The sequence below is a fragment of the Pseudomonas sp. yb_9 genome (assembly GCF_043103635.1).
Lineage (GTDB): Bacteria > Pseudomonadota > Gammaproteobacteria > Pseudomonadales > Pseudomonadaceae > Aquipseudomonas > Aquipseudomonas monteilii.
Genome location: NZ_JBICKA010000052.1, coordinates 1 through 16,213 on the forward strand (window position 1 = coordinate 1; position 16,213 = coordinate 16,213).

The following is a 16,213-nucleotide window of genomic DNA, read 5'->3' on the forward strand; positions in this document are numbered from 1 at the left end:
CGCTGCATTCTACCCACAGCAAGTCATGGCGGGTCGGCAGCACAATAAAATCAACACCTCATTGATCCGGCTATCTATCGGCCTGGAACCAGTAGATGTGCTCTTGGAGGATTTGAAAAAGGCACTCAATCAAGTTCAGTAAGCTTTGCCAAAAATCGTTGATCATGTAACCACAAAAAGAACAAGAGACGACATAAAATGACCGAAATTACGATGCAGGCGGTAAAACCTGAAATCTGTAAGAAACGCTTCACGAAAGATGATTTTCTTTGGGTTCTCGGCATCTATGGCTGCGCTGTCGGAGGTGGTTCGTTGTTCTGGCCTATCAGCCTTGGGCTGTCCGGCTTTTGGGCAATGCTCATTCTGACGCTGATCGCATTCCCGATTACCTACTACAGCTATCGAGTGCTTTGTCAGTATATTTCAAGTGGTACCGTAACAGCCGAATCCACCAGCAATATCGTCGACACGACGAGGGAATTGCTTGGGGATCGCGCCGTTAGAGTGCTGAGCATTGCGTACTTCATGATGATTTTCCCATCACTTGTCGTCTACGCAATCACTATGTCGAACACCTTCATCGACTTCTTCAATACTCAGCTCGGCATCCCTGGATTGAACCGCCCGCTGGTCGTAATCGGAGTCACGTTAACGGCGCTTCTGATCGCTCAAGGCAAAACAACTTTCGTTGTTAAAGCCATCGGGCTCATCGTATTCCCGTTCATTTTCTCCCTCATCTTCTTTGGCCTGATGGGCATCCCACATTGGAACACATCGTTCATGGCCACGGCGCATGACTATGGTGGAGTGAGCGGCATCATGGGCTCGGTGTGGTCGTCGTTGCCGATGGTGATCTACGCATTCAGCTTCACACCAATCGTCTCGAGCTTCGTTGCGCACTACAAGAAGCAGTATGGCTCTGAAGCTCAGCAGCGAATCGGACGTACCTTGCTGATCGCAATCGTTGTGGTCGTGGTGACTGTGGTGTTCTTTGCATGGAGCTGCATTTTCGCCCTCTCGCCACAGGAGCTTCAGGCAGCTCGCGGCGAGAACCTGACAGCCTTGTCCTACATGGCAAGAAAATTCGATAACCCGTGGCTGGCGATCAGTTCCCAGATCATCATCTTCTTCGCAGCCTTGAAGGCGTACCTGGCTCAGTACCTGGCTACCCGAGAAAGCCTGAAGGGCATTGCGAAAAACTACTTCGGCAGCAGCACCGAGTTTGTCGACGGTGGGATGATGAAGGCCATTATCCTGACGCTGGTCTTCGCGATTACCGTGATCCCCGCCATTCCAAACCTCGACATCATCATGCTGATCAAATACTTCATGGTGCCGGTCAGCGTATTTGTGGTGTACTTCCTGCCACAGTATGCGTTTTACAAGTCGCCGAGACTCCACCACCTGCGAGGCGGACTGGTTAACTACTTTGTACTGACCATCGGCCTGCTGTGTCTGTTCAACGGCGTACAGAATATCATCAAATACCTCCTGCACTAAAACCTGCAAAAGGAAACGGACTTCCTTTTCAATCCAACACACTGAATCCAAGTAGATTATCCAAGCGTTTGATATCGCCTTCCAATTGGATCCTCAGTAGACGTATCAGCTCCTTTGCTTCCAAAGACAGCCTAGAGTCTTTGCGAAAAATCAACTTAGACGTAAAACGCACTTCTTTATCAAGCAACCTTGCTTCTAGTTTGTCAGGCAAGTAGCTAGACGCCACAATAGGATGCGCCAAGCCGACGCCAACGCCTTGAGCCACCAGTTCACAAACCGTCAGGGCATAGGGGGTTTGTACGGCAATATCAAGTTGCTTTGCCGCAGCGCCCATATGTGCTTCCAGCTCTAGGCGCGTGTGATCCTCAGCGTTCATGGCCACGAATGGATACTTTAGCAAATCAGATGTCGTTAGCTCCTTAACGTGTCCACCTATAAGGCCAGGTGGCGAAACAATCAATCCTCTAGCACTGCAGAAATTGTACTGCTCGCAGTCTTTCGTTTCGATTTCGTTTGCAATTATGCCGAAGTCAATCTCACCAGAGTGTACCCGTTGGTAAGCGCTGGCTGAGCTGCATACCTCAAAGAACACCGGCACATCAAACTTCTGACGAAAGCGTGCAATGGCCATTGGAGCCAAGAAATTTCCATAGGCGGGATGCACAGCAAGACGCAGACTCGACTTTACACTGCTTTTCAGCGACCGAAGCTTGTGATCAAGCATCGCTAAGCCGTTGAAGAAAGTCTCAGCCTGCTCCATCAAGGCATGTGCTTCGCGAGTAGGAACCAAACGCCCGCGATTACGCTCAAACAACACAACATCGTACTTACTTTCAAGTTTCTTTATCTGCTGGCTTACAGCTGGCTGGGTAATCTCCAGCATTTTCGAGGCCATGCTTGTACTTCCGGCGAGCATGACGGCACGAAAAACCTCAAGCTCCCGATACATGTTGATTTTCATCGCTCATCCCCTTAAGAGGCGATTACAGTAAACGCTGAATGCATGACAGGGTTGGCAACCCCCCAATAGAAAAACATATTAAACTCAAGCAACTATCATTTTTCAGCGGCATGGCTAATTTTAGGTGAAAAGTAGTTGCTGGGATAGTGAAATATTTTCGCGCTGATCAAATTCGTTTCCCTGAACACATAAAAAATTAGTTCGATTGCTAGTCAAAAGTTGTGAAGTACCTCAAGTGAACGATGGATATTGATTAGGCGTCAGGCATACGGAAGGCTACAAACCCCCACCGTCCGCTAAGGGCGAATTCTGGCAGTGCTGAATGGCTGCAATGGGTCGGTAGGTGCCCTTCGCAAGCGATCGCTTTGGACCCAAAGCAGACTCTCGCAGAGCGAGGGCTGCGCCAAGACCGGCGTGTCGTGCCGCAGCCCCTGTGTCGATGTCGGCGCTCGCAGTCAGCTTGCTGCATGGGGGAGCGGCGTCAAGCCACTGTCTTTGATCGCTGCGTCGGTTTCAGGCGATGCCAGATAGTCTAGGAGCGCCTGGGCTGCGGCATGATGCTGGCTCTTACTGACAACAGCGCCCGAATACATGGTCACTTTCTGCGCTTCAGCTGGGATCAGACCGACGGTGTCGGAGCGGGGCTCATACTTGTGATTAATCAAGATTAAGAACGTTTTACTTTTCTACCCGCAAATGGCATCTACAGTATGATCATTGGGCTCGTCAAAGGCGGGTCGACACCTTGTATCTCTCCACCCCTCCTCGTCTGGATTCCTTTCATTTAGCACTAGCGTCACAGAGGGCGTCGGAGCTGCGCAAATCGAGCGTCCCAGCGAGCTGGTTCGGCGTCAGCCCCCGTAGAGGCCGCAGATGAGCGGCATCATCATTGGCTGCCCATCGCGCTCCCCATTGTTTGTTAGAGACTGCATCCTTGGAACACTCAAGCCGCCCTGCTTCAAACGACCGCGCCCTTGACTGGCTGAACTTCTTCCTGGCTGACGTGCGTGACGGCCTCGGCCCCTACCTCGCCATCTACCTACTTGCCGTGCATCAGTGGCAGCCGGCGAGCATTGGCTTGGTAATGAGCCTGGCAGGCATTGCGGCACTGGTGGCGCAAACGCCGGCTGGAGCCTTGATTGACCGCGCGACGGCTAAGCGTGCGGTGGTGGTGACCGCCGCCGTGCTGGTGACCGGCAGCTGCCTGCTGCTGCCGTGGATTTCGTCGTTCGGCGGAGTGGCCTTAACCCAGACGGTCGGTGCAATAGCCGGTTCACTGTTCGCTCCGGCGATTGCCGCTATCTCGCTGGGCATCGCAGGCCCCAAGGCCTTCACTCGAAGGGTGGGTCGCAACGAGACTTTCAACCATGCGGGCAACGCCTTCTCAGCCTTACTGGCCGGTGGCTCGGCGTACCTGTTCGGCCCGGTGGTCGTGTTCTATCTCATGGCGGTCATGACCGTAGCCAGCATTGTGGCAGTGGGTCGTGTGCCGGCAGCAGCCATCGACCACCAGTTGGCTCGCGGCCTTGCCCATGGTCCGGGCTGTGATGAGAGCGTTGCCAAGCTAAAGGTCCTTTTGCACAACCGCACTCTCTTGGTATTCGCTGTGTGCTGCGGTTTGTTCCACTTGGCCAACGCGGCGATGCTTCCGCTGGTCAGCCAGAAGCTGGCGCAAGTCGACCTGCGCTTGGCCACACCGCTCACATCCGCCTGCATCGTCGCTGCGCAGTTGGTGATGGTGCCAATGGCGCTGCTGGTGGGAGCAAAGGCCGAGATCTGGGGGCGCAGGCCGTTCCTGCTGGCCGGCTTCTTCATTTTAGCGCTTCGTGGAGCCCTGTATGTGGCGTCCGACAACCCATTCTGGCTGATTGGGGTGCAATTGCTCGACGGAATCGGCGCTGGCATCTTCGGTGCGTTGTTCCCGATCGTAGTCAAGGATTTGACCGAAGGCACTGGCCGCTTCAATGTCAGCCTCGGCGCGCTAGCGGCGGTGTGCGGGCTGGGTGCTGCGCTCAGCCCTGGCATTGCTGGGCTAGTTGTTGAAGCAGCCGGCTACGATGCTGCATTCTTGACCTTGGCTGGCATTGCCTCGGTCGCATTCGTACTAGTGCTGATGGCGCTGCCCGAGACTCACCTTCGCGTCACGCCATCGCTCCTGCCGACCCCTGCCGAGAACTAAACGCCTCATGCCTCTCAGCGAAAACGCTTCGATTATCTGGGCGGTCGCCGCTCTGGCCACCTGTGGAGTCATCCTGCGCCCTTGGCGGATCCCGGAATTCGTCTGGGCCATGGGCGGCGCGCTGCTGCTGGTTGGCCTGGGCCTGATCACACCGCGCAACGCTCTATTAGCAGTGGCCGAAGGCGGCGATGTGTACCTGTTCCTGGTAGGCATGATGGTGCTGGCCGAGCTTGCTCGCCAGGAAGGGCTTTTCGACTGGCTGGCCCGCTATGCGGTCCGCCACGCACGGGGTTCGGGGCAACGGCTGTTCGACCTCGTTTTTCTGGTAGGCACCCTGGTCACCGTATTCCTGTCCAACGATGCCACCGCGGTTGTGCTGACCCCGGCGGTGTATGCGGCGTGCAAGGCTGCCAAGGCCGAACCTTTACCCTACCTGTTCATCTGCGCCTTCACCGCCAACGCCGCCAGTTTCGTGCTGCCGATTTCCAACCCAGCCAACCTGGTGGTCTTCGGCAGCCAGATGCCCCCGCTACAGGACTGGCTGAGACAGTTCAGCCTGCCGTCGCTTGCGGCGATCGTTTTGACCTATCTGGTGCTGCGACTCGCCCAACGCCGGCAGATCCGCCGACCGCTGACCATGAATGTGGATACCCAACCGTTGTCTCCCGGCGCCCGTCTGTGCGCGCTGGGCATCGGACTCACCGCTACTTTGCTGCTCGGCGCATCAGCGTTGGACTGGGCACTAGGCCCGCCGACGTTCTGTGCCGGCGTGGCGACCACCGCGCTGATCCACTTACGCCAGCGGCGCAGCCCGATGCGGGTACTGCGCCATGTGGCGTGGGGCGTGCTGCCGCTGGTGGCGGGCTTGTTCATACTGGTTGAAGCTGTCACCCAGACCGGCCTGATCGTGCGACTTGCCCAGGCGCTGGCCATCCTGGCCGCAGAGTCACCGATCGGGGCCAGTTGGATGGGCGGCGTGGGCGTGGCCATTGCCAGCAACCTGATGAACAATTTACCGGCTGGGCTGATAGCCGGGTCCATGAATTCTTTAGTGACGCTGCCCCAGCAGGCGACCGCTGCGCTGCTAATTGGTGTCGACCTAGGGCCGAACCTGTCGATTACCGGTTCACTGGCCACTCTTTTGTGGCTGGTGGCGATCCGTCGCGAAGGCGAGCATGTCAGCGCCTGGAGCTTTTTGCGCCTAGGGCTGCTTGTGATGCCCCCAGCACTGGCAGCAGCACTACTGGCACTTTGTGTGTGAAGCTGTGCGTACCCGCTTACAGCGAGGGGTCACTTAATACGCCCCTGCCCTGGCTCCAGCTGGCTCCGAATCCGAACGACCTCGCCATGAGTAACGTTGTCCTTACCGGGTAAGATCCCTGTAAGAAATCTCGCACGCCAGCCCCGCTATTCGGCCTCTTTCATATGCTTTCGCCAGTTCTCGATTCGTATCGACGGACCGCTACGGCAGTTCGGAGAGCACATGGCGGCGCGGCGGGCTGCTTCGGCGCTGTCGATAGCGGCAGTATCCACAGACCAGCTACCGCGTTGCGGTATGCTAAATCGCAGGAAGGTGAGCAATGGTCAGCCCGTTGGCAACGGCACTGGCTTCAAGCTTTGCGCGCTCCGCGCCCAGAAGGGCATAGGCGGCTTGCAGCGTGGTGATCTTCGCTTGAATGTCGGCCATCTTGCTGGCCACCAACATCGCGCCTTGCGCACAATCGATCGTATTGCCCCGCTTGGCCGCAAGGATGTCGCCGATCTCGGCGAGCGAAAAACCGCCGCTCTGGGCACTTTGAATAAAGGCCAGATCAACAACGGTCTGATCGCTGTAGCTGCGGTAGTTGTTGGCTTGGCGATGGGCCACGATAAGCCCTAGTTGCTCGTAATAGCGCAATGTATGGCGGCCGACTCCACTCCGGCGCTCCAACTCTCCAACATTCACAGTAAAAACTCCTTGACTGTAGAGTACGCTCTACACCTTAGCCTGCGCCGATCATTCAAACAAGGATTCAGGTAGGAGCGTGGAGTGCTTCGTCACAGGCGGCAGTGGGTTTGTGGGTCAAAATCTCGTTCATCCTGCTACGGTGTGTGGTCACAGCGAGAGTGGGCACATCCCTAAAGGACAACCTCTGTTAGATCTCATTCGAAATCTGGCACTGGGCCGGTTCAAGGCTGTCCCGGGTTCCGCCAGGCACTGGTGGCCATTGGTCAGCGTCGATTACCTGGTAAAGATGATGACCTGCGTGGCGTTCGACCCGTCAATGGCCAACCGGCAGGTGTTGGCGCTGTATGAGCACACGCCAAGCCTGCAGGGTATGCTCGAGCAATTGGCACAAACGCTGAATATAAGGGCTCCCCGCCGCCATGTACCTATAGGATTGCTGAAGTGGCTATTGGCGATTCCCGGACTGGCCACCCGATTATCGATCAGCGCCGAGTCACTGAACTTCGTCCAGACGCAGCGCTTCGACATGAGTGACAGCCAGCAACTGAAACACAAGTATCAACTGGCACATCCCGACATGGCGCGAGCGCTGGAAAAGACCGTGCGGTACGTCCAGGATCACTTGCCCAGTCGTCATGTTCACACGTCTGCAAATCCTGCCGGAAGATAACAAACAGATTCTGCTAGAACGCGTAATTCTGGCGAACACTCCGGCAACTACGGTGTTATATTGTTGAAGATGAACCGGTTGGTTACTTCCTGACCGCCTGGTTAGTTAAAGTGTGTCGACGCTCAATTTGCTCTTTAGGGAAAAAGGTGTGTGAATTGACGTGAAGCGTGACATCCACCTCGTTGTGCTACTGCTATCGGTCATCGGTTGCTCTCTCGCCTCGTTAACGCTGTGGAAGGTCATGGCCTCTCGAGAGCGCGCCCTGGAAGACGTCAATATCCACGGCCTTAACCTGACACAGGCACTGTCCACCTATTCGGAAGGTATCGTCCGCCAGAGCTCGATGCAGTTGCTTGGCCTGGTCGAGCGCCTGGAAACCGAGGGCGCCGGACCTGCGCAGATCGAACGTCTGGATCAACTGGTCAAGCGCCAGCAACCATTAATGCCGCCGATGAGCGGCATTATGATCTACTCCAAGGACGGGCGCTGGCTGATGTCGTCCAACCAGCCGACCCCCGTCGGTGTCAACAGCAGCGACCGAGCCTTTTTCATCCACCACCGTGATGACCCGTCCCGCGACCCCTTCATCGGCTTGCCAATCCGAAGCCGCGTCACCCAGGAATGGGTGATCACCATCAGCCGGCGATTCAACGATGACCGCGGAGCATTCGCCGGTGTTGTTGCCATGACGCTTGGCGTGGAGAACTTCCTGCAGCTTTTCGGCAAGCTGGACGTTGGCCATGACGGTGCCATCGGGCTGGCCTTTACCGATGGCTCCATGCTGGTGCGCTATCCGTTTCGGGAACAGGACATGGGGCGCAACTTTTCGAAGTCGCCAATCTTCGCCGATTACCTCATCGAACAGTCAGCCGGCACCGCCTCCTTCACCTCCAGCCTGGACGGCGTAGAGCGCCTCTATGCGTTTCGCAAGAGTGACAAGCTACCCCTGGTGACAACGGTCGCGCTGGGCAAGCAGGAAGCACTTGCAGCCTGGCGCCTCGAGGCGCTGCTGTCGTCGATGGTGGTCGCTGCGCTGCTCGCACTGACCGGAACCATTGGCTGGCTGCTGATTCGAGCCATGAGCCGGCGAAGCGCGGTCGAAAACGAACTGCGACTGACCCAACAGCAGTTGCTTGAGAGCAACCAACAGCTCGAACGCCAAGCGATGCATGATGCGCTGACGGGGCTTGCCAACAGGCGCTGCTTTGACGAAGCGCTGACCCAGGAGATCCGCATGGCCCATCGAGATGGGACCACGCTGGCTCTGCTGATGATCGACATCGATCATTTCAAGCGCTACAACGACACCTATGGGCATCCGGCTGGCGATGCCTGCCTGCAGCAGATGGCTCACCTGCTCTCCTCCTGCATCCGCCGCCCTCGCGACCTGCTGGCACGCTACGGGGGTGAGGAAATGGCTGTGATCCTGCCCGATACCGACAACGATGGAGCAACCGTCGTTGCCAGGCTGATGCTCGAGCGCCTGGCCTTGCAACATATCCCTCACGAAGGCAGCCCTTTCGGACAAGTAACCGCCAGTATCGGCATCGCCTGCACCGATGGAGCAGCCCTCGACATCGCGCCGTCACTGATTGAACGCGCCGACCAGGCGCTCTATATCGCCAAGCAAGCGGGCCGCAATCGCCTGCATATCGACGGGGCGAATGTATGAACCCAGTGACAAGGAAAGTATTGATGCAATCTCATTTCGGCAAAGGCGTCCTCTTCGCACTCTGCGCCGCAGCACTGAATGCAACGATCGGCGTACTCAGCAAGGTGTTAATGAACAGTGGATTCAGCTCCAGTAGCATCGCCCTGATAAAAACCGTACTTGGCTGCCTGCTGCTGTCAGCCTTGCTCGTGTTCCTCAAGCGGCCCCTGCATACGGCCAAGTGGCTCCCTGCGGCTGTTTGCGCCTTTCTCGGCATTTTTGTGCTGTTCCACTTTGAAACCTCAGCCTATAGCCATTACGCCGCGGCAGGTGTCGTGGTGATCCTGATGGCGAGCGCCTCCATTTCTTCGATACTGCTGGCACGGATAGTCCTCAAGGACCCAATCACCGCCAACGCCACAGTAGGCGCCGGATTGACGATAGCCGGTATTGCCGTAATCTTTGGAGCCGATCTGGAACAAGGCTTCACGCTGCAGGGCGCAGTGCTCGCTTCGATCGGAGGCTGCGGTTATGGCGCTTTTTCGGTTGCCATGAAGCGCATGGGCGTTTCCGGTGGGCTGCATTTCACTCGCCAACTGTTGTTTTTCGGCAGTCTTTACTTGCTGATGCCGGCTGCGACCGATGGGTTCATCATCGGAGAGCTTTCGTTGACGGCGGTCATGGCATTGCTGGCTCTGGCTGCGTTGCCGACCATCCTCGGCTTCTTCTGTACCACCAAGGCCATCGAGTATCTGAAGCCATCGCAAGTCCAGGCACTGGAACTGACTGAACCGCTGTTTGCCGCGCTGCTGGCGTTCGTGATCCTCAATGAGGTACCTCGAGACACCTTGTACCTTGGGGCCGGATTGATTCTCAGCGGACTGTGTTTCTCCAACGAGCTGATCCGGTTAGGCAAGAAAGCGCCACAGCCGTCCGGAGCGTGATTCGCTTTTCCTGCACCTGGCGAGCAAGCGCTCCAAGAGCGCATGCTCGCGCTGCCGCATTACCAAACCGCTATATCGTAGGTCAGATAGATCCGGTTGCTGTCGCGACCTCGGGAAAAGTCAGAACGGTAGACATAGTTGCGAAGTTTCACGCCCAACCCTTTCACCGGTCCGGATTGCACCACGTAGGCAAGCTCCACGTCACGCTCCCACTCGCTTAGCCCGGCATCAGCAGAGCGACCGTTGTCGCCGCTCAGGTAGCGCGCCATGAACGTGAGCCCGGGGACACCGGCCGCGGCAAAGTTGTAGGCATAGCTCGCCATCCAGGTTTTCTCTTCCTCCTCGATGAATTTGCCGATACCCACGTTGCTGAACGAGTAGACCGTCGCACCGCTGATGTACGGCAGCCCGGCCTCGCCGTCGAGCACCTGGTAACCGGCACCGACCGTGTGCCCAGTGTGTGTGTAGGACAGCTGCCCGCTGAACATGTCATTGTCGATCTCGCCACCGTGAGCGGCTCCGCTGTCGCGGCTCTTGAAATAGCGCAAGTCGGTGGTGAACACCCCGCCGGCCAACGGCAGGTCATGGATCAGGCCGACATAGTGCTGGCGGTAGAAGTGTTCGAGCTGGCCGTGGAAGTAACTCAAGCGCAGCTGCTTGCTGACGGCATAGTCGGCACCGGCAAAGTTGAAGTCGCCAGACTCCCCGCCGCTGTAGCCATCCAGGAACAGTCCAGTACTGTCGGAGGAATCTCGCTGTTTGAAGCGGTCCAGGTGGCCGGCAGTCAAGGTCAGACCATCGACATCGGTACTGGTCAGCTGCGTACCTTGGTAGGTCTGCGGCAACAACCGCGCATCGTTGTAGACCAGCACCGGCGTCTTGGGCAGCAAGGTGCCATGCTTGACCACGGTCTGCCCCAGTCGCGCCTTGGCCGTCACCCCGGCACTGGCGAACTCGTCAGCAGCACGGCCATCGTCATGGACCGGCAGCAAGCCGGTACCGCTGCGGCCGCGGCCCGAATCAAGCCGTACGCCTACAAGCCCCAGGGCATCGAGCCCCAGGCCCAGCGGGCCTTGAGTGAACCCCGATTGGTAGTCCAGCAAAAAACCCTGTGCCCACTCCACCCGCTCGCTCTTGGCAGTTGCAGCAGCGCGGGCGCTCATGCCTTGTTCGTCGCGGAAGTTCTCGTTGAAGTAAACGTTGCGCAGCTGCAGCTTGAGCTTGCCGTCGTCGATGAATCCGGCAGCGCCGGCCACAGGCAGCCAGCCGCAGAGCAGGCCACAGGTGGCCCGGCGGAAAACAGTTCGGGACATGTTCGATACTCTGTTGTTGTTCTTGGATGAGGTGGGCGCCAGCGGCGCCCAAAGCAGATCAGACGAAGAAGGACAAGGCACCTGTGACCAAGGCCAGCGCGGTGATGACCAGTGATGTCAGCACCGCCCATTTCACGGTGGCCTTCTGGAAGTCACCGATGTCGCGATCGACCATGCCCACCAGCAGCAAGGTCGAGGCCACCAGCGGGCTCATCAGGTGCACTGGCTGCCCCAGCACCGAGGCGCGGGCGATTTCAACCGGGTCGATGCCGTAGGCGGCCGCAGCGTTGGCAAGGATCGGCACCACGCCAAAGTAGTAAGCATCGTTGGACAGTACGAAGGTCAGCGGCATGCTGGTCAGCGCCACCACCAGCGGGAACCAGTGGCTCCACGCGTCGGGAATCCAGTCGACCAGGGTCTGAGCCAGCGCATCGACCATCTTGGTACCCGAGAAGATCCCCGCGAAGATGCCTGCGGCGAACACCAGCAGCACCACGGTCATGGCGTTGCCCGAATGGGCAAGGATGCGCTCCTTCTGCAGTTCCAGCTGCGGGTAGTTGATCATTAGGGCCGCGACGAAACCGATCATGAACAACAGTGCCGCGTGCATGACACCCATCACCAGAGCCGTCATCACGGCAATCACCAGCACCAGGTTCACATACGCCAGGCGTGGGCGCTTATGTGCGCTCTCGCCGAGGATTTCCTTGATGTAGCAGTTGCCGCCACCCGACTCCAGGGCGATGTTGCCGATGCGTCGGCGCTCGGCGCGGCCCAGCAGGAACGCGGTGAACACCACCCAGGCCGCACCGCCGATCACGGTGGGCAGCATCGGGATGAAATACTCGGTCGCATCCAGCCCGAGCGCGGCAATGGCCCGGGTGGCCGGCCCACCCCAAGGGCTCATGCCACTCATGATGCTCAGCGACAACATGGATACCGTGGCCAGGATCATCGGGTTCATGCCGATGCGCTTGTACAGCGGCAGCATGGCCGCACAGGTAATCATGTAAGTGGTGGTGCCATCACCGTCGAGCGCCACCAGCAGCGAGAGCAGCGCGGTACCGATGGCGATCTTGACCGGGTCGCCATTGACGCGCTTGAGGATCTTGCGGATCAGCGGGTCGAACAGGCCGGCATCGATCATCAGGCCGAAGAACAGGATGGCAAACAACAACAGGGCCGCCGAGGGCGCCACCATTTTCAAGCCATCGAGCATCATCTTGCCCAGCTCGGGGGCGAAGCCGCCGATCACAGCAAAGACAATGGGTACCACGGTGAGCGCAACGATTGGCGACAGGCGTTTGCTCATGATCAGGTAGGTGAAGGTCACCACCATGATCAGGCCCAGGAGTGCGAGCATGGTCTTTTCTCTTGTTTTTATTCTATTGCGGCCATCGGCAAAGCAGACGGCCCCCTACCCCACTCGGCATCGCAAGGATGCTGAGTGGGATTCTAAGTCAACTATGGAAGGTGAAGAGGCTGTTCAACCGTGATGTCGAGGCTCGGCAGACCAGTCGGCCTGCGCAATATCCGCCTCGTCCGGTGCAGCCGGAATGCCGTTCAGGCGGCGCAGCAAGGTATCCCGCTCACAGGCATTCTCCGACAGCGAGATGACCACCGTGGCCACGGCATTGCTGGCCAGGCTGGTCAGGGCACGCGCCTCGGACATGAAGCGATCGATGCCGATCAGCAAGGCAAGCCCTGCCAGCGGGATGTCGTGAATGACGGTCAAGGTCGAAGCCAGCGCAACGAAACCACTACCGGTCACACCCGCCGCGCCTTTTGACGACAACAGCATGATCGCCAGCATCGTCACCGTCTGGCCAAGGCTCAGATCGATGTTGCAAGCTTGAGCGATGAAGACCGCCGCCAACGACAGGTAGATGGCAGTACCGTCGAGGTTGAAGGAGTAACCGGTTGGCAGTACCAGCCCGACCACACCTTTCTTGCAGCCCAGTTTCTCCAGCTTTTCCAGCATGCGCGGCAGTACAGGCTCGGTGGACGAGGTGCCGAGCACCACCAGAAACTCCTCGCGGAAATAGCGCAGCAGCTTCCACAAGCTGAAGCCATGGGCACGGCAGATGCCGCCAAGCACCACCAGCACGAAAAACGCACAGGCGATGTAGAGCGTACCTACCAGCTTGGCCAGTGCCCCCAGGGACGTCACGCCATACTGCCCGACGGTGAAGGCCAGGGCACCGAAGGCGCCAACCGGTGCGAAACGCATCAGGTAGCCAAAGATGCGAAACACCATGGTCGAGGCAGACTCCAGCACATCGAGTACCGGCTTGCCCTTCTCGCCCATCGAAGACAAGGCGAAGCCGCTGAGCACCGCGATGAACAGCACCGGCAACACTTCACCCTTGTTGAACGCCCCGATGAACGTGTCGGGAATGATGTGCATGAAGAAGTCGACCACGCTGAGCTTCGCCGCAGATGCGGCGTACTGGCCGAGCCCCGCAGTGCTGAGCGTGGCAGGGTCGATGTTCATGCCGACACCAGGGCGGAACAGGTATACCGCTGCCAGGCCGATCATCAGGCTGATGACAGTCAATACCAGGAACAGCAGCAAGGTCTTGCTCATCAAACGCCCGAGGGAGCGCTTGTCGGTCATCCCGGCGATACCGGTGACGATGGTGCAGAAGACCACCGGCGCGATCATCATCTTGATCAGCTTGATGAACGCATCACCCAGAGGCTTGAGCGCAACAGCCTGTTGCGCCCAGAAGTGACCGACCACCACGCCCAGCAGGACGGCGCAGAGGATCTGGAAGTACAGCGATTTGGCGAGTCTCATGAGGCATCACCCATTGTTGAAATTGTGCGGATGCGCTTGTTGCGAATGTACAGGTCTGGACTACCGCCTGGGCCTACCCCGCCAACCTGCGGAATGTAGGCGCGTAAACGAAGCCTGAGAACAACCGCCGGGCAGTTCGCACCACAGAGGCCTGAATCGTCTTGCCATCGGCGCCACTGCGCGACAGAGCGACATCGATACCGCCGCTTGGATGTTCCAGACGCACTTCAGTCAACTGCACGGCGCCCTCGCCCAGCAGATCGCCGATCACCGTACCTGGGCTGACGCAGGCAGTCGCCAGCCCTATCGCTCCGGTGATGGCCAAGGCGCGGTGGCAGTTGTGCGGCATAAAGTAGCGAACCTGCAACGTGCCGTCATAACGGGGCTTGGACACCAGCACAGGTTTGGGGATGACCATGCCGCTGACATCACCCAGGCCCATGGCCTTGCCGGCCTTCAGGCGCAACGCCTCGAGGCGCTCGAGCAGTTCGCCGTTGGCGTCGAGTTCGGCCGGGGATTCCGAGCCGGTGACGCCCAGCTGGCTGGCCTCCACGACCATCATCGGCATGGCCATGTCGATGCAGGTGACCGCAACGCCGTCGATCACATCCTTGGCCTTGCCAGTCGGGAACAGTTTGCCGGTCTTGCTGCCGACCGCATCGAGGAAGGTCAGGTGTACCGGGGCGGCAGTGCCCGGTACGCCATCGATCGCCGTGCGGCCTTCATAGCGCACGATGCCGCCGGGGGTTTCCACCAGCGAATTGACGAAAGTGCCGGTGTTTAGGTTGCGAATACGCACCAGCGTCTTGCCGTCCTGGCCTTTGACAAGACCTTGCTCGATGGCGAACGGGCCAACGGCGCACAGCATGTTGCCGCAGTTGGGCGCGGTATCGACCCGGCGCTGGGCGACCATGACCTGCACGAACAGGTAGTCGACGTCGGCGTCGGCATGCAGCGAGGGGCTGACAATCGCTACCTTGCTGGTCTGCGGGCTACCGCCACCGATGCCGTCGATTTCCAGTTCATGCCCGGAACCCATCAGGTTGATCAGCAATTCGTCGCGTTCGACCACATTGGCAGGAAGGTCCCATGCATGGAAAAAGGGGCCCTTGGAGGTGCCACCGCGCATGAGTACGCAAGGAATTCGTTGCATGATTTCGCACTCTTGTTGATCAATGGACATCATTGATGCTGTGGGCAAAAGATTGACAGGGATGGATAAATCAATCCAATGCAAATATTGTAGTTATTGTTCCGATTTGAGCATCAATACCGAACCCAATGCCAAGAGCGATCCGAGATGGAATATGAGCTGCAAGACATACGATCTTTCGTGAAAATCGCCGAACTCGGCAGCTTCCACGAGGCCGCAGAAGCGCTGCACCTGTCCCAGCCCGCCTTGAGCCGACGGATTAAGAAGCTCGAGGAAGGCTTGGGCACTTCGTTGCTGGAACGCACTACCCGTCGCGTCAGCCTGACCAGTGTCGGCCGTGACTTCCTGCCGAAGGCCAGGCGCCTGCTGGATGACTTTGAGGACTCGATTCTGAGCATTCGCGAACTCGCCGAACGACAGACCGGCCAGGTCACCCTCGCCTGCATCCCGACCGCGGCGTTCTATTTCCTGCCGTCGGTGATCCGCGACTACAACGAGCAATACCCCAAGATCCGCATTCGTCTGCTGGACCTCAGCGCCAACGACGGGCTTGAGGCCGTGCTGCGGGGTGAAGCAGATTTCGGCATCAACATGATGAGCGGCCAGCACCCGGACATCGAGTTCGTCTCCCTGGTACAGGAACATTTCGTCCTGGCCTGCCGCAGGGACCACAAGCTGGCGAACCGCGAGGCCGTCACCTGGACAGAACTGGCCGACTACCGCCTGATCGGCGTAGGCCGGCTTAGCGGTAACCGGATGCTGCTGGACCACGCCCTGTCCGGTCTCAACCTGCGGCCCAAGTGGTTCTATGAGGTTCAGCACCTGTCTACCTCGCTGGGCATGGTCGAGGCCGGGCTGGGCGTGTCGGCCATGCCCAGCCTGGCCATGCCCAGCGCCGACCACCCGACGCTGGTCAGCGTGCCGCTGATCGAACCCCAGGTCACCCGCACCCTGGGATTGGTCTATCGCCGAGGGGCATCGCTGTCGCCAGCTGCAGAGAAGTTCGTGTCGATCTTGCTGGATAAGTGGCCCAACCGGTGAGCGAAACGCCTTGCGTTTCGCGCGGAGCGGCACAGGGGAAAAACCGGCTGCGC

The 16,213-nt window shown here is 58.5% G+C and carries 12 protein-coding genes and 2 pseudogenes; 7 read left to right on the forward strand and 7 right to left on the reverse strand.

What is annotated here, in order from left to right:
- Nucleotides 1-198 precede the first annotated feature (198 nt).
- Nucleotides 199-1,500, forward strand: coding sequence for an amino acid permease (locus ACF8MI_RS14880; RefSeq protein ID WP_200928493.1), 1,302 nt, complete (start codon nucleotides 199-201; stop codon nucleotides 1,498-1,500).
- 28 nt (nucleotides 1,501-1,528) lie between these two features.
- Here ACF8MI_RS14880 and ACF8MI_RS14885 read toward each other — a convergent pair whose 3' ends face one another.
- Both ACF8MI_RS14885 and ACF8MI_RS14890 read right to left on the reverse strand, forming a co-directional pair.
- On the reverse strand, nucleotides 1,529-2,461 hold the full coding sequence (locus ACF8MI_RS14885) for a LysR family transcriptional regulator (RefSeq protein ID WP_392517590.1): 933 nt from the start codon (nucleotides 2,459-2,461) through the stop codon (nucleotides 1,529-1,531).
- 455 nt (nucleotides 2,462-2,916) lie between these two features.
- A pseudogene (locus ACF8MI_RS14890) lies at nucleotides 2,917-3,096 on the reverse strand (substrate-binding domain-containing protein); the annotation flags it as partial.
- Between the two features lie 299 nt (nucleotides 3,097-3,395).
- On the opposite strand from ACF8MI_RS14890, the gene ACF8MI_RS14895 reads away from it, so the two are divergent.
- Nucleotides 3,396-4,640 carry an MFS transporter gene (locus ACF8MI_RS14895; protein ID WP_177337119.1) on the forward strand — a complete coding sequence of 415 codons (1,245 nt, stop codon included), beginning with the start codon at nucleotides 3,396-3,398 and terminating at the stop codon, nucleotides 4,638-4,640.
- Nucleotides 4,641-4,647: 7 nt separating this feature from the next.
- Nucleotides 4,648-5,901, forward strand: coding sequence for an arsenic transporter (locus tag ACF8MI_RS14900; protein ID WP_060500104.1), 1,254 nt, complete (start codon nucleotides 4,648-4,650; stop codon nucleotides 5,899-5,901).
- 297 nt (nucleotides 5,902-6,198) lie between these two features.
- Here the strand turns inward: ACF8MI_RS14900 and ACF8MI_RS14905 are convergent, their stop codons facing one another.
- Nucleotides 6,199-6,585, reverse strand: coding sequence for a MerR family transcriptional regulator (locus tag ACF8MI_RS14905; RefSeq protein ID WP_060500103.1), 387 nt, complete (start codon nucleotides 6,583-6,585; stop codon nucleotides 6,199-6,201).
- 124 nt (nucleotides 6,586-6,709) lie between these two features.
- On the opposite strand from ACF8MI_RS14905, the pseudogene ACF8MI_RS14910 reads away from it, so the two are divergent.
- From ACF8MI_RS14910 to ACF8MI_RS14920, 3 genes and pseudogenes are all read left to right on the forward strand, one after another.
- A pseudogene (locus ACF8MI_RS14910) lies at nucleotides 6,710-7,258 on the forward strand (NAD-dependent dehydratase); the annotation flags it as partial.
- 160 nt (nucleotides 7,259-7,418) lie between these two features.
- Nucleotides 7,419-8,930, forward strand: a complete 1,512-nt coding sequence (locus tag ACF8MI_RS14915; protein ID WP_200928494.1) for a GGDEF domain-containing protein — start codon at nucleotides 7,419-7,421, stop codon at nucleotides 8,928-8,930.
- 23 nt (nucleotides 8,931-8,953) lie between these two features.
- Nucleotides 8,954-9,853 (forward strand): DMT family transporter, encoded by a 900-nt coding sequence (locus tag ACF8MI_RS14920; RefSeq protein WP_156866715.1) that lies wholly within the window; start codon nucleotides 8,954-8,956, stop codon nucleotides 9,851-9,853.
- 59 nt (nucleotides 9,854-9,912) lie between these two features.
- Here the strand turns inward: ACF8MI_RS14920 and ACF8MI_RS14925 are convergent, their stop codons facing one another.
- The 4 genes from ACF8MI_RS14925 to ACF8MI_RS14940 all read right to left on the reverse strand — a co-directional run bounded on the left by ACF8MI_RS14925 (nucleotide 9,913) and on the right by ACF8MI_RS14940 (nucleotide 15,119).
- A complete protein-coding gene (locus ACF8MI_RS14925; RefSeq protein WP_200928495.1) occupies nucleotides 9,913-11,166 on the reverse strand; it encodes an OprD family porin in 1,254 nt (417 codons plus the stop codon).
- A gap of 58 nt (nucleotides 11,167-11,224) precedes the next feature.
- Nucleotides 11,225-12,529, reverse strand: a complete 1,305-nt coding sequence (locus tag ACF8MI_RS14930) for a CitMHS family transporter (RefSeq protein WP_200928496.1) — start codon at nucleotides 12,527-12,529, stop codon at nucleotides 11,225-11,227.
- Between the two features lie 123 nt (nucleotides 12,530-12,652).
- The gene (dctA, locus tag ACF8MI_RS14935; RefSeq protein ID WP_060500099.1) at nucleotides 12,653-13,966 is read right to left on the reverse strand and encodes a C4-dicarboxylate transporter DctA; all 1,314 of its coding nucleotides are present in this window, start codon (nucleotides 13,964-13,966) and stop codon (nucleotides 12,653-12,655) included.
- Between the two features lie 73 nt (nucleotides 13,967-14,039).
- The gene (locus ACF8MI_RS14940; protein ID WP_015270082.1) at nucleotides 14,040-15,119 is read right to left on the reverse strand and encodes a 4-oxalomesaconate tautomerase; all 1,080 of its coding nucleotides are present in this window, start codon (nucleotides 15,117-15,119) and stop codon (nucleotides 14,040-14,042) included.
- A 147-nt stretch (nucleotides 15,120-15,266) separates the two neighbouring features.
- Here ACF8MI_RS14940 and ACF8MI_RS14945 point away from each other — a divergent pair, with 147 nt between their 5' ends.
- Nucleotides 15,267-16,160 (forward strand): LysR family transcriptional regulator, encoded by an 894-nt coding sequence (locus ACF8MI_RS14945; protein WP_013972231.1) that lies wholly within the window; start codon nucleotides 15,267-15,269, stop codon nucleotides 16,158-16,160.
- The last annotated feature ends 53 nt before the right edge of the window (nucleotides 16,161-16,213 follow it).

Bases quoted from the DNA above. Each gene is read 5' to 3' on its own strand.
- ACF8MI_RS14925 (WP_200928495.1), bottom strand. From the start codon at position 11,166: ATGTCCCGAACTGTTTTCCGCCGGGCCACCTGTGGCCTGCTCTGCGGC.
- ACF8MI_RS14945 (WP_013972231.1), top strand. From the start codon at position 15,267: ATGGAATATGAGCTGCAAGACATACGATCTTTCGTGAAAATCGCCGAA.
- ACF8MI_RS14880 (WP_200928493.1), top strand. From the start codon at position 199: ATGACCGAAATTACGATGCAGGCGGTAAAACCTGAAATCTGTAAGAAA.
- ACF8MI_RS14900 (WP_060500104.1), top strand. From the start codon at position 4,648: ATGCCTCTCAGCGAAAACGCTTCGATTATCTGGGCGGTCGCCGCTCTG.
- dctA (WP_060500099.1), bottom strand. From the start codon at position 13,966: ATGAGACTCGCCAAATCGCTGTACTTCCAGATCCTCTGCGCCGTCCTG.
- ACF8MI_RS14920 (WP_156866715.1), top strand. From the start codon at position 8,954: ATGCAATCTCATTTCGGCAAAGGCGTCCTCTTCGCACTCTGCGCCGCA.
- ACF8MI_RS14930 (WP_200928496.1), bottom strand. From the start codon at position 12,529: ATGCTCGCACTCCTGGGCCTGATCATGGTGGTGACCTTCACCTACCTG.
- ACF8MI_RS14940 (WP_015270082.1), bottom strand. From the start codon at position 15,119: ATGCAACGAATTCCTTGCGTACTCATGCGCGGTGGCACCTCCAAGGGC.
- ACF8MI_RS14885 (WP_392517590.1), bottom strand. From the start codon at position 2,461: ATGAAAATCAACATGTATCGGGAGCTTGAGGTTTTTCGTGCCGTCATG.